This window comes from Mesorhizobium sp. M0051 (assembly GCF_040323235.1).
GTDB lineage: Bacteria > Pseudomonadota > Alphaproteobacteria > Rhizobiales > Rhizobiaceae > Mesorhizobium.
In genome coordinates this window covers 147,575-169,285 of the sequence record NZ_JAMYUT010000013.1, presented here as the reverse complement: position 1 = coordinate 169,285, position 21,711 = coordinate 147,575, and the positions used below count along the sequence as shown (strand labels likewise).

Genomic DNA, 21,711 nt, shown 5'->3' with positions numbered 1-21,711 from the left:
ATCCCGCTCAGCCACAAACGACTCAAGGCACGATGGGCCGATCAAAACCTGCTTAGCCTCTTTACTCATATGCGATAGCCCTGCCCTCAAGGGGGGAGATTGGCAGCTTTGACGCGTCGCCTGGTACTGCGACGTGGGGGATTGGCGAAAGCCGAGATGACAGCTGATCTCCCCCCTTGAGGGGGAGATGTCCGGCAGGACAGAGGGGGGCGCTGTCCCGCCAGCGTTCCGGAAGGAACGGGGCGAAGGGGTCGTTGACGTCGCGCATCACGCCAGCGCCTCCTCGACAATGCGGCCAAGCTCGGGCGCGATGTAGGAGAGATCCTCCTCGTCCTTGATCAGCACGCCGATGGCGCGGCGGAAGGCTTCCGGCCATGGGCTGCCGCCTTTTTCCAGGATGGTGGCGGCGTTGGCCCATTCGACCGCTTCGGCGATGCCTGGCGGCTTGGCGAGCGGGCGGGCGCGGATGGTCTGCACGGCTGCGGCCACCGCGCGCGCCGTTGCCTCGGCCACATCGCCGGCGCGCAGCATGATGATGGCGGCCTCGCGCTCGGCATTGGGATAGCCGATCCAGTGATAGACGCAGCGCCGGCGCAGCGCCTCGGCGAGTTCACGGGTGCGGTTCGAGGTCAGGATGACGATCGGCTGCGCGGTGGCGCGGATGGTGCCGCGCTCGGGAATGCTGATTTGGAAATCGGAGAGGAATTCCAAAAGCAGTGCTTCAAATTCGTGGTCGGAACGGTCGATCTCATCGACCAGCAGTATGCGCTGCTCCGGCGCCTTCAGCACCTGCAGCAGCGGCCGCGCGATCAGGAAACGGTCGTCATAGATATCGATCTCATGCTCGCCGGCATGGCGGATGGCGAGCAGCTGGCGTTGATAATTCCATTCGTAGAGCGCATGCGCGGCGTCGATGCCTTCATAGCATTGCAGCCGCACCAGATCGCGGCCGAGCAGCGCGGCGATCGCCTTGGCCGCTTCCGTTTTGCCGACGCCGGGCGCGCCTTCGAGCAGCAGCGGCTTGCCCAGCCGGATCGCCAGGAAGATGGCTGTGGAAAGGCTCTCATCCGCCAGATAGCGTGAGGCGGCCAGATGCTGTGCCACCGCCTCCGGCGAGGTCGCGACAGTCTCGGCGCTTGTCCCGTTCATTGCGGCCCTCAGTTCGCCGCTTGCGCCTTCAGCGCGCGCAAAATGCGCTCCGGCGTGATCGGCAACGTGTCGATGCGCACGCCGACGGCATCGAAGACGGCATTGGCGACCGCCGGGATTTGCGGATTGGCGCACATTTCGCCCGGTCCCTTGGCACCGTATGGCCCGTCTGCCGAGGGTCGCTCCAGCACGATGATCTCGGTCTCGGCAAGGTCGCCGGGGCCGGGCATGAGATACTGGTTGAAGTCGGTGCCGCCATGGTCGCGGTTGGGATAGTAGGGTTCCGTGGTTTCGTAGAGCGCGTGACTGATGCCCATCCAGGAGCCGCCGACGAGTTGTTGCTCGACCATTTTCGGGTTCAGCGCGCGGCCGATCTCGAAGACGTTCTTGACTGTCAGCACGGTGACTTCGCCGGTCTCGTCATCGACCTCGACCTCGGCCACGGTGCAGGCATGCGCGTAGCAGGTCGACGGCTTCATCGCACCGGTCTCTTTCTCCGGATAGGAGCGCGGGATCAGGAACATGCCGCGGCCGGAAATCGAGCGGCCGCGCTTGAAATGCGCCGACAGCGCGACATCGAAGATCGAGATCGATTTCTGCGGCGCGCCCTTGACCAGGATGTTGCCCTGGCCGTCGGTCTCGAGGTCGGAGGCATTCACTTCCAGCTCTTCCGCAGCCACTTCCAGCATCACCTGGCGGGCTTCCCTGGCCGCCTGGATGACGGCGTTGCCGGCGCGGTGGGTGCCGCGCGATGCGAAGGTGCCCATGCAGTGCGGGCCGGTGTCGGTGTCGGCGGTGTCGACGACGACGCGGTCGGTCGGCACGCCGATCGTCTCGGCGCAGATCTGCGCCATGATCTGCTTCATGCCCTGGCCGAGATCGACGCTGGACAGCGTCACCATGAAATTGCCGGTCGGCGTCGAATGCACCAGCGCCTGCGTCGGGTCGCCGCCGAGGTTCATGCCGGTCGGATAATTGATCGCGGCAACGCCGCGTCCGCGCCTGATCGCCATCTCAAGCTCCCTTCACATAGGAGGTCATGGCCATGAATTTTTCCGCCACCGGCCAGTTGGCGGCGCGCGAGGCTTCCTGCATGCATTCGATCAGCGCCGCGCCCTCGGTCGGCTGGCGGTGCGCCTTCATGTCGCCGTCGCGATAGGCGTTGATGAAGCGGAATTCGAGCGGGTCCATGCCGATCAGCCGCGCCAGCTTGTCCATCTGCACCTCCAGCGCGAAGTCGCCGATGGTGACGCCGAAGCCGCGCATGGCGGAGGAAGGGGTGCGGTTGGTATAGACGCAGTAGGTGTCGATCCAGACATTGGGGATGGTGTAGGGACCGGGGTAGTGACCCGCGCCCTTCTGCGCGCCATAGGGTGAGTGGCGCGAATAGGCGCCGGCGTCGGTGTAGCCGGTGACCTTGCGCGCGACGATGCGGCCGTCCTTCATGACGCCGTCCTTGATGACGATTTTTTCGGCGGCGCGAGGTGACGATATCTGCATCTCCTCTTCGCGGCTGTAAATAAAACAGACTGGTCGTCCTGTTAGCTTGGCGCCGAGGATGGCGATCGGCTCGACGATGACGTCGACCTTGCCGCCAAAGCCGCCGCCAACGGTGCCGCCGACGAAATGCAATTTGCTGCCCGGCATCTGCAGGATGATCGATGTGTTGTCGAGGGTGAAGAACATCGCCTGCGTGTTGGTGTAGCAGGTGAAGCGGTCATTGCCCTCGGGCACCACAAGGCAGCCCGTCGTTTCGGTAGGCGCGTGCTCGATCGGCGAGGACTGGTAGCTCTGCTCCAGCACGTGGTCGGCGCCGGCGAAGCCCGCCTCGACATCGCCGAAGCGCACCTTGCGGCACTCGCCGCTGTCATAGAGGTAGTAGTTCTGGCCGTGGTACTCATTCACCAGCGGCGCGCCGGGCTTCAGCGCCTCCTCCATGTCGAAGACAGCCGGCAGAACCTCATAGTCGACCTTGACCTTGGCGACAGCCTCTTGTGCGGCGCGCTCGGTCTCGGCCAGCACGGCGACCACGGCCTCTCCCTTCCAGCGCACCTTGCCGTCGGCCAGAACGGTTTCATCCTCCGGCCCGATCTGGATCAGGATGAGAATGGTATAGACATTGTGCGGCACATCCTTGGCGGTCAGCACTCTGACGACGCCCGGATGCCTCTCGGCTTCCGACGCGTCGATCGAGCGGATGCGGGCATGGTGATGGGGGCTGCGCACCATCTTCAGATGCAGCATGCCCGGGAAATTGCGGTCGGCGAAAAAGGCGGTCTTGCCGGTGACATGGCCGGGCGAATCCGAGCGCGGCCTTGGCTGGCCGATCTCATGCAGATCGTCCTTGCGGACATCGGCGAAGTAGTTCTTGCGCAGTTCCATTCTTTTGTTCCCTCAGAGCATGATGCCGAAAGGTGTGAAGCGGTTTTCGGACGACATCATGCTCTATCTCTTTGATTTAGAGGCGGATTCAGATTTCAGGTCGAATCGACCTGAAATCATCCGGCTCTAGGCCGCGTTCTGAGAGTTGGACCGCGCGGCGGTCAGCACCGCCTGGATGATCGGCTCGTAGCCGGTGCAGCGGCAGATGTTGCCCGACAGCGCCTCGACCACCTCGTCGCGGCTGGGGTTCGGGGTGTGGTCGAGCAGCACCTTGGCGGCCATGATCATGCCAGGCGTGCAGAAGCCGCATTGCGTGGCGAAGGCCTCCAGAAAGGCGCGCTGCAGCGGGTGCAGCACGCCAGCTTCCGAAAGCCCCGCCGTCGTGGTGATGGCAACGCCATTGCAGGTCTCGGCCAGCGTCAGGCAGGAGAGCCTGAGTTCGCCGTCGATGATGACCGAGCAGGCGCCGCAGGTGCCTTGATGGCAACCGCCTTTCGGCGAGGTGTCGCCGATCTTGTCGCGCAAGGCGTGCAGCAGCGTCGTGCCGCTGTCGACGAATTCGGCCTTCTCGGAGCCGTTGAGCGTGAATTGAACCGGGACCTTCGCCATGTTTTTCCTCCCAGCGCGCCTGCCCCGCAGGGCAAGCGCGCGCCCCCGACAGGTTATTAGCCGAGCAGCAGCCGGCCGAGATGGACCGGCAGCACTTCGTTGCGATACCAGGCGCTGGCAATCGGATCGGTTGCAGGCGAAGTGCCGTCGTTGACTGCCGCCAAGGCCGACGCGATGCCGTCCTTGGTCAGGCTTTGGCCGATCAGAGCGTTTTCGGCCGATTTGGCGCGCATTGGCCGGTCGGCCATGCATCCCAATGCAATCCGCGCCGAAGACACGGTGCCATCCGGCGCCAGTTCCAGAACGCTGGCGATGCTGAGCACCGAGACGCCCTTGGGCTTGACCCGCGACACTTTCAGGAAACGGAAACTGTCGGCTTTCGGCAGCGCGAAGCTCACTGAGGTGACGATGGCGCTGCCGTACCGATTGGCCAGGAAGATCTCTATCGGCGCTTCGCCGTCATCGGTGCCGACAATGGCGTCGAGCGCCAGCAGGGCAACAGCGAAATCGCCATAGGGAGCCGGCGCGAACAGATTGCCGCCGATGGTCGCCATGTTGCGGACTGCCGGGCCGCCAACGGCGCGGGCGGCCTTGGCAAGAGCGCCGAGGTCCGCATGGCGGGAGATCGTCGACATGGTCACCGAAGCGCCGATGCGGACCTTGCCGCCGGCAACCGCGATGGTGGACAAAGACGGCTCGGTCGACCTGACAAAGCCGGAGACCGAAACATCGCCCTCGTTGGCCGCGCGGATCACGAGTGTGCCGCCACCGAGATAGCGCGTGCCAGCGGCTTTCAGTGCTGCGTTGGCGTCCTTCACCGTTGCAAAGGTCTGCAGTGCTAGCGCCATGGTTTGGCTCCTGTCAGCTCTGGCCGGCGAAGTGGCTCTTCAGGGCATTGAAGCCGCCCTGGAAGACATTGGCGCCCATGCCCTCGGCCAGCTTGTCGGCTTCTTCGGGTGCTGCGTCGAAGCTGGCGGTCCATTCGGCATAGGTACGGTCGCCATCGGTCACCCGCCGCAATTGCAGCGTCGCCTTGTGGTTGGTGAGCGGCTGCGGCGTCTCGAGGATAGAATAGCTGACGAGGAAATCCCGGTCGGAGAAGTCGAGCAGCTTTTCGCGCAGGCGCGCGCCGCTGATGAGCTGAAAATTGCGCACGCTGCCTATCGTCGAAGCGTCCTTGCCGTCCTCGATATGGCTTTCGACCATGCGCGGATGCCAGCTTGGCAATCCGTTGAAATCGCGTATGCGCGCCCAGACTTTTTCGACCGGCGCGTCGATGACGCTGGAGATGGTGACTTTCGCCATATCTAATGTTCCCTTGCAAATGCGATCCGGTGCAAGGGTAGGGCGGCAGGTCTAGCGACGCTTATCAATGCGTCTTGAGTGCGTATCAAGGAGTCTGAAAAAGGGTGGCGGGGCCGCTGGTTCAGGCGATGGCTCGCGCGGCCTCACGATAGACCGTCGGCGGCACGCCGACATGGTCGCGGAAGAAGCGCGAGAAATTGCCCTGCGTGGTGAAGCCGAGATTGCACGCGACCGAGATCAGCGGCTCCTGCGACCATTGCAGCTGCCGCACCGCTTCGTCCATGCGCAGCGTGTTCCAGTAGACGTTGGGCGTCAGATTGGTCTGTTCCTTGAACAGAGCGAAGAAATGCGGCCGCGACAGTCCGACACTGCGCGCCACCTCGTCGAAGCAAATGCGCTCGCAGACATTGGCTTTCATCAACTGGATCGCCTTGCGGACCCGGAAGTCCTGCATGGTGTTGATGCGGACACGCACCTCCTGCGGCGCCGAGGCGTCGGCGGCATCGAGCACCGAGTCGATGAAACGCTCGATCTCGTAGTTGGCGATGTCGTCGATGCTCTCATTATCGCTGAGATGGTCGAGCAGATTGGCGGCGGCCTGATGCAGCCAAGGTTCGAGCGTGATCGCGGCTTGTGAAAACAGTGGCGCGGACGAGGGCAGGTCGCGGCGGCGCCGCGCCCAATCCGGATCGATGTAGAAGGCGAGAAACAGACCGGGCGTCCTGTTTTGCGACAGAACATGGCTGTGCGGCTGGAAGGAGTTGATGCCGGCGGCGGTGCAGGGGCCAAGCCGTACGGTCTCTCGGCCGATGGTCATCTCCCCGGCCGTGCCTTCCAGCCAGATGATCAGATGCGCCTCGACATGGGCATGGGTGACGAAGTCGCTTGCGACATTGAGGACAGAAACATGTCCGAACCGGCCCCAGTAGAGCCTGATCGCTTCCGTCATGGGTATATCCTCCCGCAGACGACTGGCCTCCCTTCGCCTGCGCCGGGATAGTGCTGCTGAGTTCGGGGCCGCGTCAAGACGCGGGGCTGCGACGAAGGTGAATGACGGTCGATGCCGGCGGATTTTCAGACTGAGCGATAGGTTTCCCCTTCTCCCACAAGGGAAGAAGGGAAGAACGCCCTCTCAAACCGAAGCCGTCAGCGCAAGCCGCCCATCGAGGCTGAACAGGGCGTTTGTCACAGACTGTTTTGTCGTATGACGATGATCTCTGGGCAACCGGTTCCGTTTGTCCGAGAAAACCGGTTTCCACTCTTGGGGATCATGGTCTTAATCGCTGCGGCGGAAATTGCGGATGCGGTCGAACAGCACCGCCAGCAGGATGGCGCCGCCGATGAACACGCCTTGCCAGAAGGCATTGATGCCGAGAAGGCCAAGGCTGTTGCGGATCACTTCGATCAGGGCCGCGCCGACGATGGCGCCGAAGGCGGTGCCGACGCCACCAGCCAGATTGGCGCCGCCGATGACAGTGGCGGCGATCACCTGCAACTCCATGCCGGTGCCGAGATTGGTGGTGACGGCGCCCAGCCAGCCGGTCTGGATGATGCCGGCAATGCCTGCCGACAGCGCCGAGATCATGTAGACGGCAACCTTGATCTTGCGCACCGGCACGCCGGTCAGTGTCGCCGCATGCTCATTGCCGCCAATGGCGAAGATGTGGCGGCCGAACTTGGTCCAGCGCAGGATGAAGCCGGTGATCAGCGCCAGAAGGATCATGTAGAGAACCGGATTGGCGATGCCGAACACCCAGGCGCCGCCGCCCAATGCCAGCAGTTTGGCGTGGTCTGGCCCGAACTGGAAGACGACGGTGTTGTTGGAGGCGACCATCGCCAGGCTGCGGGCGATCGACAGCACACCGAGCGTTACCACGAATGGTGGAAAGCCAAGATAGGCGATCAGGATGCCGTTGAAGGCGCCGATGGCGAGCGCGGTTGCGATAGAGGCCAGAATGCCGACCTCGATCGAGTAGCCGGCATGCATGGTGACGGCCAAAATCATCGACGACAGGCAAAGCACCGAGCCGACCGACAGGTCGATGCCGCCGGTGATGATGACGAAGGTCATGCCGAGCGCGATGATGGCGACGAAGGTGATGTTGCGGGTGATGTTGTAGAGGTTTTTCGACGTGGCGAAGGCGTCGGTGGCAAACGATAGGAACACGCACGCAAGGATGACGGAGATCACCACCCAGAAAGTCTGGCTGGCAAACAACCTTGCCGGCAAGGATTGCTGCTTGTGCTCGATCGGCTGGTCAATTGTCAGTGCCATCATCGACCTTCATTTGCTGTCATAGTGAAAAGCTTGAAATCAAACCTGTTCGATGGCGCCGGTGATCAGCCCGGTGACTTCCTCGGGCGAACTCGACGCAATCGTCTTGTCGGCGACCTTGCGGCCGCGTCGCATGACGATGACGCGGTCGGCGACGGTGAAGACATCGGGCATGCGGTGACTGATCAGCACCACGGCGATGCCCTGGTCGCGCAAATGGCGGATCAGGTTCAGCACCTCGGCGACCTGGCGGACCGAGATTGCGGCCGTCGGTTCGTCCATCAGCACGATCTTGGCCTGCGACAGCATGGTGCGGGCAATCGCCACCGCCTGGCGCTGGCCACCCGACATCTGCTTGACGAGGTCGCGCGGACGGGTCTCGGACTTCAATTCGGCGAAGAGCTGGCCTGCGCGCTTGTACATCGTCGCATAATCGAGGATGCGGAGCGGCCCTAGGCCGCGGCGCAATTCGCGGCCGAGATAGACATTCGCCGCCGCGGTCAGATTGTTGCAGAGCGCCAGATCCTGGTGGACGATCTCGATGCCGTGCTGGCGGGCTTCCGCCGGCTTGTGCAGGATCAACTCCTTGCCGTCCATTCGCATGGTGCCATGGCTCGGGCGGAAATTGCCGGCGATCATCTTGACCAGCGTCGACTTGCCGGCGCCGTTGTCGCCCATCAGGCCGACCACCTGTCCGGGCTCGATCGACAACGACACGTCGTTGACCGCCTGGATGGCGCCGAAATGCCTTGAGATGTTGGTGAGTTCGAGAACCGCCACCAGCCTTAACCTCCCCGTGCCTTGCCTGCTTTTCCGGTGGACCGGGCGCAGCTTTCGCCACGCTTTTCCAGCTCCTCCCGGAAACAGCGCTGACGTGCATCTACGCGAATGCCTGCGCAGGCGTCAATTGTCAGACGAATAAGAATTGGCGATAGTCATGGAAATGCGGCCGGAGGCTCTTGCGGGACGGGGTTGAATCTTTCGAAAAATCAGTTTTGTAGGACAAATGGCATTGACGTTGGCCGCGAGCCGAGATTAGCTGAGCATCGGAGGACTAAATTTAATATACCGATCCCATGCCGGCCTGCCGCGCGGGATCATCGGAGGATTGTCGGTCGTTGCCAGTCAGTTTTCGATCTGGCCGACCGAGATGAAAATACTTATCGGCCTGGCGTATGACATGAGCGCTCGCACAACGACCCTCTGTCAGCACGCATCCGGTCGATCTGTGTGGCGGGCACGCCGTGCCCGTCTGTTTCCAAGGGAGGACTGACATGAGGAAAACACTTTTGCTCGCCGCCGTCGCCGCCATGGCGCTTGGCGCCGGGCCGGCTTTGGCCAAGAAACAGCTCGTCATTGTCGTGAAAGGTCTCGACAATCCGTTCTTCGAAGCCATTCACCAGGGCTGCGAGAAATGGAACAAGGAAAACGCCAGCTCGGAATATGAGTGCTTCTACACCGGTCCGGCGTCGACTTCCGATGAAGCCGGCGAGGCGCAGATCGTCCAGGACATGCTGAGCAAGGCCGACACGGTGGCGATGGCAATTTCGCCGTCCAACGCGCCACTGATCGCGCAGACGATCAAGACCGCCAACCCGACGATCCCGATCATGACCGTCGATGCGGATCTCAGCAAGGAAGATGCAGCACTTCGCAAGACCTATCTCGGCACCGACAACTATCTGATGGGCAAGAAGATCGGCGAGTACATCAAGAAGGGCAAGCCGAATGGTGGTACGATCTGCACCATTGAAGGCAACCCGGCTGCCGACAACATCCTGCGTCGTGCCCAGGGCATGCGTGATGCGCTTTCGGGCAAGGACGGCCTCGCCGCACTTGCCGGTGAAGGTGGCTGGACCGAAGTTGCAGGCTGCCCGGTGTTCACCAATGACGACGGCGCCAAGGGCGTACAGGCGATGACCGACATCCTCGCCGCCAACCCCAAGCTCGACGCCTTCGGCATCATGGGCGGCTGGCCGCTGTTCGGCGCGCCGCAGCCCTATCGCGATCTGTTCGGACCGCTCAAGGACCGGATAGCCAGCAACGACTTCGTCATCGGTGCCGCCGACACGATCGGCGACGAGGTGGCGATCGCCCGTGACGGTCTCGTGACCGCGCTGGTCGGTCAGCGGCCGTTCGAAATGGGCTACAAGGCGCCGTCGGTGATGATCGACCTCATCGAGGGCAAGGCCGTCGCCGATCCGGTGTTCACCGGCCTCGACGAATGCACCAAGGATACTGTCGACACCTGCATCCAGAAGTAGGTTTTCGATTTCGGGGCGCTCGGCAACGGGCGCCCCGTCACTTCCTGAATTGGACGCAATGGTTGGGGCGACAGGCGCCGGCTTTGGCGCGTCCATGGTTTGGATTTTTCGGCAAGATCGGCGCACCGTGCAGGTTCGGGCCAGTCCGGACGTCAGACGGCCGACGCATTGGAACGTGGATGCCGGACGAGAAGTCAAAAGAGCGAGCCGATCGGACCAAGGCACAAGCCAGCCGCCGTACGGCCGTCATGCGAACGGGTGGTGCGGCGCACTTCGCAGGGGCGAGCGTGCATGTCTCGCTGGCCGGCGAGATTGGCTTGCGGATCGTGCGCGGCGACTATCCGCCCGGCACTATCCTGCCCAATGAGGCCAAATGGGCCGAGATCTTCAATGTCAGCCGTTCGGCGGTGCGCGAAGCCATCAAGATGCTGATGGCGAAAAGCCTGTTGGCATCGCGCCCCAAGATCGGCAGCTGGGTCGAGCCGAAGGAGCGCTGGAACCTGCTCGACCGTGACGTGCTGGCCTGGTACGCGACCGCTCCTGACCGCGAGGCTTTTCTGCGCACCGTACAGGAGTTCCGCCACATCATCGAGCCCGAGGCGTCGGCCTTTGCCGCCGTGCGGCGTAGCGACCAGCAGATGGAGGAGATCAGCCAGGCCTGCCGCGACATGAACGAGGCCCTGAGCCTGCAGGACCGTATCCGCGCCGACACGCGCTTTCATCTGGCTATCCTGCGCGCCTCCGGCAACGACCTTTTGGTGCCGCTCGGCGTTCTGATCGAGTCGGCGCTCGACCATCTCTTCGCGTTCACAACGCAGCAGGTCGGTGATCAGCGGCAGGCACAGAAACTGCATGAGGCGATCGAGAAGAACATCCGCCTGCGACGTCCGGTAGCCGCGCGCAGTGCCGTGCACAAGCTGCTTGAAAACACCGACGATGGGATCGGGCGGTCAAGGCGCTGACAGGCGCCTTTGTCTGGCTCAGATCGTCTGCTTCTTGCCGTCCTTGGTCGGCATCAGGTCGACGCCGTTGATCTTGCCGATATGCGTCGCCAGCATAGGTACGAATTGCTCGGCAGGGCCGGTGGCATGGGCGCCGGCGAAGGAGTTCTTGGTGGCGTTGCCGAGCGGATTGGCGATGCCGGCTGCCCCCGCCATCGATTCCAGGTAGGTCAGGTCCTTGAAGGCGTTGGCGATCGAGAATTTGTGGGCGTCGCGGTCGCCCTCCAGCGTCCAGCGCATGAAGGTCTGGTAGAAGCCGCAATCCATGCGGCCATTGCGGATGACGCTGTCGAAGCGCGGCGGCGAGATGCCGACCTTCTCGGCCAGCGCCAATGCCTCGGAATAGATCGCTGCGTAGCCGAGCGAGATGAAATTGTTGAGCAGCTTCATGCGGTGGCCGTCGCCGGTATCGCCGATATGGACGATGCGGCCGGCCCAGGTTTCGATCACCGGTTTCACCCTGGCAAAGAGGTCGTCCGGCGCGCCGACCATGGCGTCGAGCGTGCCTTCCCAGGCTTCCTTCGGCGTGCGGCTCAGCGGCGCGTCGACAAGATCGATGCCGAGCGCCTTAAGTTCCGCCGCCAGCGCCACCGTCGAGACAGGATCTGAGGTCGAGCAATCGATCACGACCGAGCCTTTCTTCAAACCCTCCTTGAGGCCGCCGGGGCCACGAATGATGGCTTCGACCTCGCGTGAGCCGGTGACGCAGATGAAGACGATTGTCGATGCCGCCGCCACATCGCGCGAGGTCGATGCTTCAGTGGCGCCGCGGCCAATAAGGTCTTCCGCCGGCTTGCGGTTCTTGCGGCCGAGAAAGGTCAGGGCGTAGCCCTTGTCGACGATGTTCTTGGCGATCCCGTGTCCCATGAGGCCAAGGCCGATGAAGCCGATCTTTTCGCTCGCGGCGGTCGTATTCATGTCTTCAAGTCCTGTTGCAATGATTGATGATCGGCGCTGCCGTTTTGCAGGCGAGAGCGGTTGCGGATCGCGGTATTGTCTGACAATACACATAAATTCCAGAGGATGTGGAGAGCAAAATGGCGAAGCGGATCATGTTCACCGGCGGCAGCGGCAAGGCTGGACGCCATGTCGTGCAGTATCTGGTGGAGCAGGGCTGTCAGGTGCTCAACATCGACACCAAGCCGCTCGGCAACCCCAAGGTGCGCACGCTGATCACCGACATCACCGACAGCGGGCAGGTGTTCAACGCGCTGTCGAGCTACATGGGCCTGCATGAATTCGACCCATCGCTGCGCCCCCAGCCGGTCGATGCCGTGGTCCATTTCGCCGCCATCCCGCGCATCATGATTACCACCGACAATGAGGTGTTCCGTATCAATGCGCTCGGCACCTACAATGTCATCGAGGCGGCTGTGAAGCTCGGCATCCCCAAGGTGGTGATCGCCTCCAGCGAAACGACCTATGGCCTGGTTTTCGCCAACGAGCCGCGCGATCCCAAATATTTCCCGCTCGACGAGGAGTACGACGTCGATCCGATGGACAGCTATGCGCTGTCCAAGGTCGTCAACGAGAAGACGGCACGCGCGTTCGCACAGCGCAACGGCACCGATATCTACGCCTTGCGCATTGGCAACGTCATCGAGCCGCATGAATATTCGCTTTTTCCGAAATGGTTCGCCGATCCCGGTTTCCGCAAGCGCATCGCCTGGAGCTATGTCGATGCGCGCGACCTCGGCCAGATAACGCTGCGCGCCATCGAGAAGGACGGCCTCGGCTACCAGGTGTTCAACGCCGCCAACGATGATACCTCGTCCGATCTGCCGACCGCCGAGCTCTTGAAGCGTTTCTACCCCGGCGTGCCGGTCAAAACCGAACTCGGCGAATATGAAACGCTGCTGTCCAACCGCAAGGCACGCGAGGTGCTCGGTTTCCACCCGGAGCATAGCTGGCGCAAATACGTGACGACGGCCTGATTCACGAGAGCAACTGGGCTGATCTGTGCACAGCGCCCGGCTTTGCGGCCCAAGCCGCTTGCCGCGCTTGACAGCACCCTCAATCCGGACTTTCTGGAACGCATGCGGGACGCGAAGCCGAACAAGGAAAAATCGCCAGCGAAAGCGGCTTCCACCGAGCGTTCCGCCGGCGTACGCCGACCCGACGCGGCGCGCATTCCAGGCTCGAGCGTTCATGCCTCGCTGGCCAGCGAGATAGGCCTCAGGATCGTGCGTGGCGACTATCCGCCCGGCACGATCCTGCCGAATGAAGCGAAATGGTCGGAGACCTTCAGCGTCAGCCGCTCGGCGGTGCGTGAAGCGATCAAGATGCTGATGGCCAAGGGCCTGCTGGCCTCACGCCCCAAGATCGGCAGCTGGGTCGAGCCGAAGGAACGCTGGAACCTGCTCGATCGCGATGTGCTGGCCTGGTACGCGACATCGCCGGATCGCGAAGTGTTCCTGAAGACCGTGCAGGAGTTCCGCCACATCATCGAGCCGGAAGCGACCGCCTTTGCCGCGATGCGGCGGACCGACGAACAGATGGCCGAGATCAGCCAGGCATGCCGGGAGATGGGCGAGGCGGCCAGCCTGCAGGATCGCACCCGCGCCGACACCCGTTTTCACCTCGCCATTCTGCGTGCCTCGGGCAACGACCTTCTGGTGCCGCTCGGCGTGCTGATCGAATCCGCCTTCGATCATCTCTTTGCCTATACGACGCGGGAGATCGACGATCTCAATCATGCGCAGAAGCTGCATGAGGCAATCGAGAAGAACATCCGGCTGCAACGCCCGGATGCGGCGCGCAACGCGGTGCGCAAGTTGTTGGCAAACACCGACGGCGTCATCCGCGCCCGATAGGGCCTATTGGGCGCTGCTAATCGTCTTTCTCACGCCCGAAGGCGGCGCGCAGTTCGTCCTTGGCGTCCTCAAGTACTTGTCTGCGCTCGGCGGGCAGGTTCTTGCCGGCGCGGTTGATGTAGAAGTTCAGCATCGACATGGCTGACTGGAACGGTCCGGCCTTGCGCCGGTGGCTGTGTTCGGCGGATCGCTTGAGCGAGGCGGCGATCTTCTTGGCGTCGTCGGATTCGAAGACGTGGTCCTCGAGATCCAACGCATCGCTGTGCTCGGTCACGTCGGCCGACCATTTTTTCTTCGCGCTCACGGCAGGACTCCTTATGCAGGGGGCTGGCCGGGAAACTCCGCACTTTGGCATCGGTTCCCACGTCCCTGGCTCTGGAGCCACGGATTTGCCCGCTGTGGCGCTGCTGCGGCTTGAGGATGGGCCGATAATGGGCGCGAGACGGCAGCCGAACTGAGAGCGCCGACAGGAAACGCATTGGCCCGAACCGACAGCATTCAGCCGAGCACCGGCATCGACAGCTCCTATGCCTGGATGCGGCTCGCCATCTCGATGCTGCTGGCGACGATCGGTGCCGTCGGCATGTGGGCGGTTGTCGTGGTGCTGCCCGCCGTGCAGGCCGAGTTCGGCGTCGACCGCGCCGCGGCGTCCATGCCCTACACCGCGACCATGGTCGGCTTTGCCGCCGGCAACGTGCTGATCGGCCGCGCCATCGACCGTATGGGCTACTGGGTCCCGGCGCTGCTCTCTTCGATTGCGCTCTCCGCCGGCCTCCTGCTCGCGGCGCTGTCGACCTCGATCCTGCAGTTCACCCTTGCCCAAGGGCTGCTGATCGGCGTCGGTACATCGGTGATCTTCGGGCCGCTGATCGCCGATATCTCGCATTGGTTCAACCGCCGGCGCGGTGTCGCGGTGACCGCGGCGGCCGCCGGCAACTACCTTGCCGGGGCGTTCTGGCCGACCATCATGCCGACACTCATGAAGGCGGAGGGCTGGCGTTTCACCTATGCGGCCATCGGCATCTTCTGCCTGGTGACCATGGTGCCGCTGGTGCTGATGCTGCGGCGCGGTGCCCCGGCGGCGGCAGCCGCAGGTTCGCCCGGGAGCCGGCCGGTGCAGCCGATCTCGCTGTCGCCGGCGGCGTTGCAGGTGCTGCTGGTCGTCGCCGGCCTCGGCTGCTGCGTGGCGATGTCGATGCCGCAGGTGCATATCGTCGCCTATTGCATGGATCTCGGCTACGGCGTGGCACACGGCGCCGACATGCTGTCGATCATGATGGCGGGCGGCGTCGTCAGCCGGTTGGCATCGGGCTTTGTTGCCGATCGCATCGGCGGCATGAAAACGCTCATGATCGGTTCGGTGCTGCAATGTCTGTCGCTGCTGTTCTACATCCCGTTCGACGGGCTTGCCTCGCTCTATGTGGTGTCGCTGGTATTCGGCCTGTCGCAAGGCGGCATCGTGCCTTGCCACGCCATCATCGTGCGCGACTACATGCCCGCCAAAGAGGCCGGCCAGCGCATCGGCATCGTGATGATGGCGACGATCTTCGGCATGGCGATCGGTGGCTGGATGTCGGGCTGGATCTACGACCTCACCGGTTCTTATGCCGCGGCGTTCCTGAACGGCATCGCCTGGAATTTGCTGAACATACTGGCGATCGGACTGTTGTTCTGGAAGGCCCGGCGCAGCACCGCCGCGATGGCTTGAAGGCTGGCAGGATTGTTGCCGTTGCTTGACAAGGACAACAGGCTGCGCGACGCCAGAAGGCGAGTGGGTGCGGCAAAGCGGGCCGGCGGGATGGTGACAGCAAAAACGACTGTATCGCGACCGCGCACTGCCGGGTGCATTCCCGAGCGAGCGCTTCCGTGATCAAGCCGCGCTCTCGCCGTGGTGGCGGCCGCCCGACCATATCGGATGTCGCGCGCAAGGCCGGGGTCGGCGCCATCACAGTGTCGCGCGCCTTGCGCGAGCCGGAGCGTGTCTCGGAAGAGCTGCGTCGCCAGATCCAGGCCGCCGTCGACGAACTCGGCTATGTGCCGGACCCGAATGCGCGGGCGCTGGCCTCGGCGCGCGCCGAGGTGTTCGGCGTCCTGGTGCCGTCGCTTACCAACAACGTCTTTGCCGAGGTGGTGCGCGGCATCTATGACAGCCTGTCCGACAGCCCCTTTCGCATCCAACTCGGCAACACCCATTATTCCGGCCTCGAGGAAGAACGGCTGCTGCAGGTGTTCGGCTCGCAGCGGCCGGCAGCGCTGATCGTCGCCGGCATCGACCAGACACCAGTCTCGCGAAAGCTGCTGGAGAACGCCGGCTGCCCGGTGGTGCAGGTCATGGAAACCGGGCCAGATCCAGTCGACATGATGGTCGGCTTCTCGCATCTGGACGGCGGCAGGACGGCGACCGAACATCTGATCGAGGCCGGCTATTGCCGCATCGGCTTCATCGGCGCGCGCATGGACCCACGTTCGCAGCGACGCCTTGCCGGCTACCGCGCGGCGATGGAGGCGGCCGGGCTATTCGACCCGCGCCTCGTCACCACCACGCCGGTTCCGTCCAGCGTATCGCTCGGCCGCGAGATGTTCCGCGACGCACTGGCCAAGGTGCCGACACTCGACGCTGTCTTCTGCAACAATGACGACATCGCGCTCGGCGTGTTGTTCGAGTGTCATCGCACCTCGATCTTGGTGCCGAAGACGATCGGTATCGTCGGTTTCAACGACCTCGACATGATGCAGGTGGCGTTTCCGTCGATCACCAGCATCCGCACCCATCGCTACGAGATCGGCAGGCGTGCGGTCGCCATGGCGCTGGCTGCGATCGCCGGCGACAGGCCGGAGCAACGGATCGTCGATCTCGGTTTCGAGCTCAAGCGCCGCGAGAGCACCGCCCGTTGAATACACAGAAACGACTGTGCGAATGCCGGTTTACAGGACAATTTGGTAGCGCTACCATTTTCCGCTGAGCAGATGGGCGCGCAGCGGGGTGCGGCTGTTTATTATACATAAGCGACAACTAATTCTTGTTTATTATGGATAATATGATAGTTTTCGCTCGGCTGGCGGTGACAAGGGGAGGAACTGGGTCGGCCGTCACAGGCGACTAAACGCGTATGCCAAGGCAAGGAGGTGCCGGCCCGATCGCGTCAATAATTTCGCATAGCGAAAACCACAATCAGAACTGCAACTGGGAGGAATATCGATGATCAAGTCACTTGTTGGTGGCATCGTTGCCGCCACTGCATTCGTCATGCTGAGCTCGTCGGCGATTGCCGCGGGCCCTGAAATCGTCAAGGGCCCGGCAGCGGAGCCGGATTGCTTCGCGCCCTGGGCCGCGGATACGCAGTTTTTCAAGTTTCCCAAAAAGGACGGCCCATACCGGATCGCGCTCGCCAATGGCTACATCGCCAACACCTGGCGCATCCAGATGATCCAGACCGCCAAGGCTTACGCAGCGCAAAAGGACGTCGCCGCCAAGTTGAAGGAATTCAAGGTGGTGTCGACCGGCGAGGATGTGCCGGCGCAGATTTCGGCGATCAACAACTTCATCGATTCCGGCTATGACGCCATTGTCGTCAACGCGCAGAACCCGACCGCTTTCGCGCCGGTCATCAAGCGCGCCAAGGAGGCCGGTGTCGTGCTGGTTGCCTTCGACAACATTCTCGACACCGAGGACGCCATCAACGTCAATGTCGATCAGAAGGGTCTCGGCGAACTTTGGGGCAAATGGCTGGTCGACCATATACCCGATGGCGGCAAGATACTTGAGGTACGCGGTGTTGCTGGCACGTCGGTCGATACCGACCGCCACAATGGCATCCATGAGGTCTTCGATGCTTCGGGCAAGAAATGGGACGTCACCGAAGTCGCCGGCAAGTGGGATGATCCGACAGCGCAGAAGGTCACGGCTGACGCGATCGCCACCAATGGTCCGTTCGTCGGCATTACCGGCCAGGGCGGCGACACTGGCATCGTGCAGGCGATGATCGATGCCAAGCATCCATTCGTGCCGTTCGGTGGCGAGACCGAAAACGGCTTCCGCAAGTTCTGCGCGGCCCATGCAGCCGACGGGTTGAAATGTTCGTCAGCCGGTACCGGGCCGGCGCAGGTGGCCGTTGCTATCAAGACCGCGATCGCAGCGCTTGAAGGCAATGTCGTCCCTCAGTCAGTCAAGCTGCCGCTTGCCATCGTCGAGGATCCGAACTTCAAGGCTGGTCAGGATTTCTTCCCCGACCAATCCGACAATTTCTTCGTCGGCAATTCTTTCCCGACTTGCGGCATCAATTTCACCGCGCAGGAAATCATGGGGCAGACCAAGGAAAACCAGTAGGCTGCACAATCGGCGCCGTGGAACCCACGGCCCCGACCACTCGATAGTCTGGTCGTCAAAGTGCCTGGGGAGGGCCGATGGACGGTGCGGTTCCGCTCTTCCGGATGGAAGGTATATCGAAGCGCTATGGTGGCGTGCGGGCGCTGGAAAAGGCCGAACTTTCGGTCACGTCCGGCAGCATCCACGCCATCCTTGGCGAAAACGGCGCCGGCAAATCGACGCTGATCAAGATCATGGCGGGCGTCGTCGCGGCCGATGAAGGCCGAATGACGCTGGATGGCCGCGAGCTGACGTTCGCGTCGCCGGCTGCTGCCAACCATGCTGGCATCGTCTGCATCTTCCAGGAGCTGTCGCTGGTCCCAGAACTCAGCGTCGCCGACAACATCGTCATCTCCGATCCGCCCAAACGCTTCGGCATGATCGACCGCAAGGCGCAGCGCCGCATCGCGGAAGAGGCCCTGGCGCGCGCGGGTGCGGCCGACATTCATCCGTCGGCACTGGTCAAGGACCTGCCCTTGTCGCGGCGGCAGATGGTCGAAATCGCCAAGGCACTCGCCAGAAAGCCGCGCATCCTGATCCTCGATGAAGCGACGTCGGCGCTGACGGTGGCGGACGTCTCGAACATCTTCGCGGTGCTGAAGCGGCTGCGCTCGGAAGGGCTGGCCCTGCTCTACATCTCGCATCGCATGAACGAGATCGCCGAATTGGCTGACCAGTGCACGGTGTTCCGCAACGGTCGTAACGTCGCAAGCTATCCGGCTGGTTCGAAGAGCGACAATGAAGTGGTCGAACTGATGATCGGCCGCGAATACAGCCACATCTTTCCGCCGAAGCCTGCCGCTGTGCCTGCCACCGCCGCCCCCAGGTTAGAGGCCCGCAAGCTCTCGTGGACTGACCGGCTCGACAATATTTCATTGACTGTCAGGGCCGGCGAGGTGGTTGGCCTCGGCGGCCTTGATGGCCAGGGCCAGCGCGAATTGCTGCTCGCCTTCTTCGGTGTGCTGCGCGGCCTCAGCGGTCAAATCCTGATCGACGGCAAGTCTGTGTCGATCACCAGTCCATCCGTTGCGCGCGACGACGGTATCGGCATGGCGCTCATCCCCGAGGACCGCAAGACCGAAGGCCTGATGCTGCCGATGACCGTGCGCGAGAACCTGTCTTTCGCAGCCCTCGACCGGCTCTCGAAAGCCGGCATCATCGACCGCGCCGCCGAGCAGCGGCTGATCGACGACATGGTCGGCCTTTTGGCGATCAAGACGGCGGGCCTCGACATTCCGGTCGCGGCACTTTCGGGCGGCAACCAACAGAAGGTTGTCATCGCCAAATGGCTGATGCGCCAGCCGCGCATCATCCTACTCAACGATCCGACACGCGGCATCGACGTCGGCACCAAGCAGGAGCTCTACCAGCTGATGCGCAAGCTTGCCGATGCGGGTGCGGCGATCCTGTTCTATTCGACCGACTATGACGAGTTGATCGGCTGCTGCGACCGTGTGCTGGTGCTCTATGATGGAGCGGTCAAGCGCGAGCTGGTCGGCGCCGAGATCAGCGAGCGGGCGCTGATATCGAGTGCGCTCAACATCCATGGCGAGGACAGCCCCGTGAGCCTGGGAGCGGACGCATGAAGGATTGGCGCTACTGGCTTGCCGAGCAACGCGGAACGCTGCTGGCATTTGGCATCTTCATCGTCATGTTCGTCATCTACACCTCGAACCATCCGGCCGGTTTCACCGCCAATGTCGTGCAGACGGCGGCGAACAAGGGCGTGCTGCTCGCCTTCGTCGCCATGGCGCAGACGCTGGTGGTGATCACCGCCGGCATCGATCTGTCCGTCGGCATGATCTTCCTGCTCACCAATTGCCTGGCGTCCTGGCTGGTGGTGGGCACGCCGATGCAGACGACGCTTGGTGTACTCGCCGTATTGGCGGTAGGTCTGCTGTGCGGGGCGATCAATGGCGCGATCGTCATTTATGGCCGGCTGCAGCCGATCGTCGCCACCATTGCCACAGGGGCCGTCTATTACGGCATCGGCCTGTTGCTGCGGCCATTTCCGGGCGGTTCGGTCAATGAGGATTTGGCCGACGCCCTGACCGGCCGCGTGTTCGGCGTGGTGCCGGCGAGCCTTGTGGTGCTGCTTGCCATCGTGCTGGTGATCTGGGTGCCGTTCAGCCGTTCGGTGCTAGGCCGCGCCGCTTACGCAGCAGGATCGTCGGAGACGGCGGCCTACATGTCCGGCGTGCCGATAAGGCGTGGCAAGTTCGCCGCCTACACGCTGGCCGGGCTGCTGGCGGCGATCGGCGGGCTGTTCCTGACCTTCTTCACCTATACGGGCGAGGCGGCCTATGCCAGCGGCAACGCCTACACGCTGTTTTCGATCGCCGCCGTGGTGCTCGGCGGCGTCTCGCTGTTCGGCGGCAAGGGCAGCGCCATCGGCGCGATCTTCGGCGCGCTGGCCTTCCGCACCATTGGCGACCTTTTGTTCGTCTTCGATTTCGATCCGCTCTGGCAGCCGCTGTTCCAGGGCGTTATCCTGCTGGTCGCCGTCAGCCTCGGCGCCTTCGCTTTGTTTCGGGTCCGCAACCGGCTGGAGTGGTTCCTGTGAGCGAAACGACGCTTGGCGGCATTGCCGGCCGCATGCCCAGATTCATCCGCCGCGCCGATCCGGCGGTGCTGACCGCCTTTGCCTGCATCGTGCTTCTGCTGTTCCTCGGCAGCCTCTATTCCGGAAGCTTCCTGTCGCCTGAATATCTCTTGCAGCAGCTCAAGGTCGCCTCGTTCCTCGGTGTCATCGCCACCGGCATGATGTTGGTCGTCCTGCTCGGCCAGATCGACCTGTCGGTACCCTGGTCCATGGCGGCGGGCGCGATGATGGCCTGCGCGGCGGCCGCCTATGGCCCGGCCGGGGTGGTGCTGGCGATCCCGTTCGGCATTCTCTGCGGTGTGCTGATCGGTATCGTCAACGGCATCGGCGTCGCCTACCTGCGTATCCCGTCGATGATCATCACGCTGGCCACCAACGCCGTCGCGCAAGGGCTGATGGTCGTCTATACCGGCGGCTTCTCGCCACAGGATTCGGCGACGGGCGCAATGCGCTACCTGGCGACCGGCTTCGCCATTCCGGGCGTTCCCAACGCGGTCATCATCTGGGCGCTGATCGGCGCTGCAATGGTGTTCGTGCTGACCCGCACCAGTTTCGGCCGCACCGTCTACGGCATCGGCAACCGCGAGCGCGCCGCCTATCTCTCCGGCATCGACACACGGCGCGTGGTGATGATCGCTTTCGCGGTATCGGGCGGGCTCTCCGCGTTCGGCGGCGTGCTGCTCGCCGGCTATGCCTCCAAGGCGGCGCAGTCGATGGGCGATGCCTATCTGCTGCCATCGATCGCAGCTGTCGTGCTTGGCGGCACCTCGATCCTGGGCGGGCGCGGCTCGTATCTGGGCACCGTCGCCGGTGTCATCCTGATCACCCTGCTGCAATCCATCCTGTCGGTCATGCAGATGCCGGAGGCGGGGCGGCAGATCATCTACGGCGTCGTCATCGTCGCCATGCTGCTGCTCTACGGCCGCGCGCCGGCAAGCCGCTGAC

Annotated in this window: 21 protein-coding genes; 10 read left to right on the top strand and 11 right to left on the bottom strand. The window is 63.1% G+C overall.

What is annotated here, in order from left to right; translation table 11 throughout:
- Positions 1 to 267 precede the first annotated feature (267 nt).
- From NKJ90_RS16025 to NKJ90_RS15985, 9 genes are all read right to left on the bottom strand, one after another.
- Positions 268 to 1,149, bottom strand: coding sequence for an AAA family ATPase (locus NKJ90_RS16025; protein ID WP_023756898.1), 882 nt, complete (start codon positions 1,147 to 1,149; stop codon positions 268 to 270).
- 8 nt (positions 1,150 to 1,157) lie between these two features.
- Positions 1,158 to 2,162 (bottom strand): xanthine dehydrogenase family protein molybdopterin-binding subunit, encoded by a 1,005-nt coding sequence (locus tag NKJ90_RS16020; protein ID WP_023756899.1) that lies wholly within the window; start codon positions 2,160 to 2,162, stop codon positions 1,158 to 1,160.
- 1 nt (position 2,163) lies between these two features.
- Positions 2,164 to 3,531 (bottom strand): xanthine dehydrogenase family protein molybdopterin-binding subunit, encoded by a 1,368-nt coding sequence (locus NKJ90_RS16015; RefSeq protein ID WP_023756900.1) that lies wholly within the window; start codon positions 3,529 to 3,531, stop codon positions 2,164 to 2,166.
- A 126-nt stretch (positions 3,532 to 3,657) separates the two neighbouring features.
- Positions 3,658 to 4,140, bottom strand: a complete 483-nt coding sequence (locus NKJ90_RS16010; protein WP_023756902.1) for a (2Fe-2S)-binding protein — start codon at positions 4,138 to 4,140, stop codon at positions 3,658 to 3,660.
- A gap of 56 nt (positions 4,141 to 4,196) precedes the next feature.
- Complete coding sequence (locus tag NKJ90_RS16005) at positions 4,197 to 4,988, bottom strand: FAD binding domain-containing protein (RefSeq protein ID WP_023756903.1); 792 nt, start codon at positions 4,986 to 4,988, stop codon at positions 4,197 to 4,199.
- Positions 4,989 to 5,001: 13 nt separating this feature from the next.
- On the bottom strand, positions 5,002 to 5,445 hold the full coding sequence (locus NKJ90_RS16000; protein WP_023756904.1) for an SRPBCC family protein: 444 nt from the start codon (positions 5,443 to 5,445) through the stop codon (positions 5,002 to 5,004).
- 121 nt (positions 5,446 to 5,566) lie between these two features.
- Positions 5,567 to 6,394, bottom strand: coding sequence for a helix-turn-helix domain-containing protein (locus NKJ90_RS15995; protein WP_023756905.1), 828 nt, complete (start codon positions 6,392 to 6,394; stop codon positions 5,567 to 5,569).
- A 327-nt stretch (positions 6,395 to 6,721) separates the two neighbouring features.
- Positions 6,722 to 7,720 carry an ABC transporter permease gene (locus tag NKJ90_RS15990; RefSeq protein WP_023756906.1) on the bottom strand — a complete coding sequence of 333 codons (999 nt, stop codon included), beginning with the start codon at positions 7,718 to 7,720 and terminating at the stop codon, positions 6,722 to 6,724.
- A 39-nt stretch (positions 7,721 to 7,759) separates the two neighbouring features.
- A complete protein-coding gene (locus NKJ90_RS15985; protein ID WP_352486338.1) occupies positions 7,760 to 8,500 on the bottom strand; it encodes an ATP-binding cassette domain-containing protein in 741 nt (246 codons plus the stop codon).
- Between the two features lie 494 nt (positions 8,501 to 8,994).
- Between NKJ90_RS15985 and NKJ90_RS15980 the strand changes: the two genes are divergently transcribed.
- Both NKJ90_RS15980 and NKJ90_RS15975 read left to right on the top strand, forming a co-directional pair.
- The gene (locus tag NKJ90_RS15980; protein ID WP_023756907.1) at positions 8,995 to 9,984 is read left to right on the top strand and encodes a sugar-binding protein; all 990 of its coding nucleotides are present in this window, start codon (positions 8,995 to 8,997) and stop codon (positions 9,982 to 9,984) included.
- 179 nt (positions 9,985 to 10,163) lie between these two features.
- Positions 10,164 to 10,946: a FadR/GntR family transcriptional regulator gene (locus tag NKJ90_RS15975; RefSeq protein WP_023756908.1), complete on the top strand. Its 783-nt coding sequence runs from the start codon at positions 10,164 to 10,166 to the stop codon at positions 10,944 to 10,946.
- Positions 10,947 to 10,964: 18 nt separating this feature from the next.
- Here the strand turns inward: NKJ90_RS15975 and NKJ90_RS15970 are convergent, their stop codons facing one another.
- Complete coding sequence (locus NKJ90_RS15970; RefSeq protein WP_023756909.1) at positions 10,965 to 11,903, bottom strand: NAD(P)-dependent oxidoreductase; 939 nt, start codon at positions 11,901 to 11,903, stop codon at positions 10,965 to 10,967.
- Positions 11,904 to 12,022: 119 nt separating this feature from the next.
- Between NKJ90_RS15970 and NKJ90_RS15965 the strand changes: the two genes are divergently transcribed.
- Positions 12,023 to 12,919 (top strand): NAD-dependent epimerase/dehydratase family protein, encoded by an 897-nt coding sequence (locus tag NKJ90_RS15965; RefSeq protein ID WP_023756910.1) that lies wholly within the window; start codon positions 12,023 to 12,025, stop codon positions 12,917 to 12,919.
- 102 nt (positions 12,920 to 13,021) lie between these two features.
- Complete coding sequence (locus tag NKJ90_RS15960) at positions 13,022 to 13,798, top strand: FadR/GntR family transcriptional regulator (RefSeq protein WP_023756911.1); 777 nt, start codon at positions 13,022 to 13,024, stop codon at positions 13,796 to 13,798.
- A 16-nt stretch (positions 13,799 to 13,814) separates the two neighbouring features.
- Here the strand turns inward: NKJ90_RS15960 and NKJ90_RS15955 are convergent, their stop codons facing one another.
- Entirely contained in the window at positions 13,815 to 14,102 is a 288-nt protein-coding gene (locus NKJ90_RS15955; protein ID WP_023756912.1) for a DUF3175 domain-containing protein, read from the bottom strand.
- 174 nt (positions 14,103 to 14,276) lie between these two features.
- Between NKJ90_RS15955 and NKJ90_RS15950 the strand changes: the two genes are divergently transcribed.
- The 6 genes from NKJ90_RS15950 to NKJ90_RS15925 all read left to right on the top strand — a co-directional run bounded on the left by NKJ90_RS15950 (position 14,277) and on the right by NKJ90_RS15925 (position 21,710).
- Complete coding sequence (locus tag NKJ90_RS15950; RefSeq protein WP_352486334.1) at positions 14,277 to 15,506, top strand: MFS transporter; 1,230 nt, start codon at positions 14,277 to 14,279, stop codon at positions 15,504 to 15,506.
- Between the two features lie 158 nt (positions 15,507 to 15,664).
- Complete coding sequence (gene gntR / locus NKJ90_RS15945; RefSeq protein ID WP_023756914.1) at positions 15,665 to 16,693, top strand: HTH-type transcriptional regulator GntR; 1,029 nt, start codon at positions 15,665 to 15,667, stop codon at positions 16,691 to 16,693.
- A 304-nt stretch (positions 16,694 to 16,997) separates the two neighbouring features.
- On the top strand, positions 16,998 to 18,125 hold the full coding sequence (locus tag NKJ90_RS15940; protein WP_352486332.1) for a sugar ABC transporter substrate-binding protein: 1,128 nt from the start codon (positions 16,998 to 17,000) through the stop codon (positions 18,123 to 18,125).
- Between the two features lie 77 nt (positions 18,126 to 18,202).
- Complete coding sequence (locus tag NKJ90_RS15935; protein ID WP_023756916.1) at positions 18,203 to 19,750, top strand: sugar ABC transporter ATP-binding protein; 1,548 nt, start codon at positions 18,203 to 18,205, stop codon at positions 19,748 to 19,750.
- Positions 19,747 to 20,727: an ABC transporter permease gene (locus NKJ90_RS15930; protein WP_023756917.1), complete on the top strand. Its 981-nt coding sequence runs from the start codon at positions 19,747 to 19,749 to the stop codon at positions 20,725 to 20,727. Before NKJ90_RS15935 ends, NKJ90_RS15930 begins: the two co-directional genes overlap by 4 nt.
- Positions 20,724 to 21,710, top strand: coding sequence for an ABC transporter permease (locus NKJ90_RS15925; RefSeq protein ID WP_023756918.1), 987 nt, complete (start codon positions 20,724 to 20,726; stop codon positions 21,708 to 21,710). Before NKJ90_RS15930 ends, NKJ90_RS15925 begins: the two co-directional genes overlap by 4 nt.
- Position 21,711: the final 1 nt, after the last annotated feature.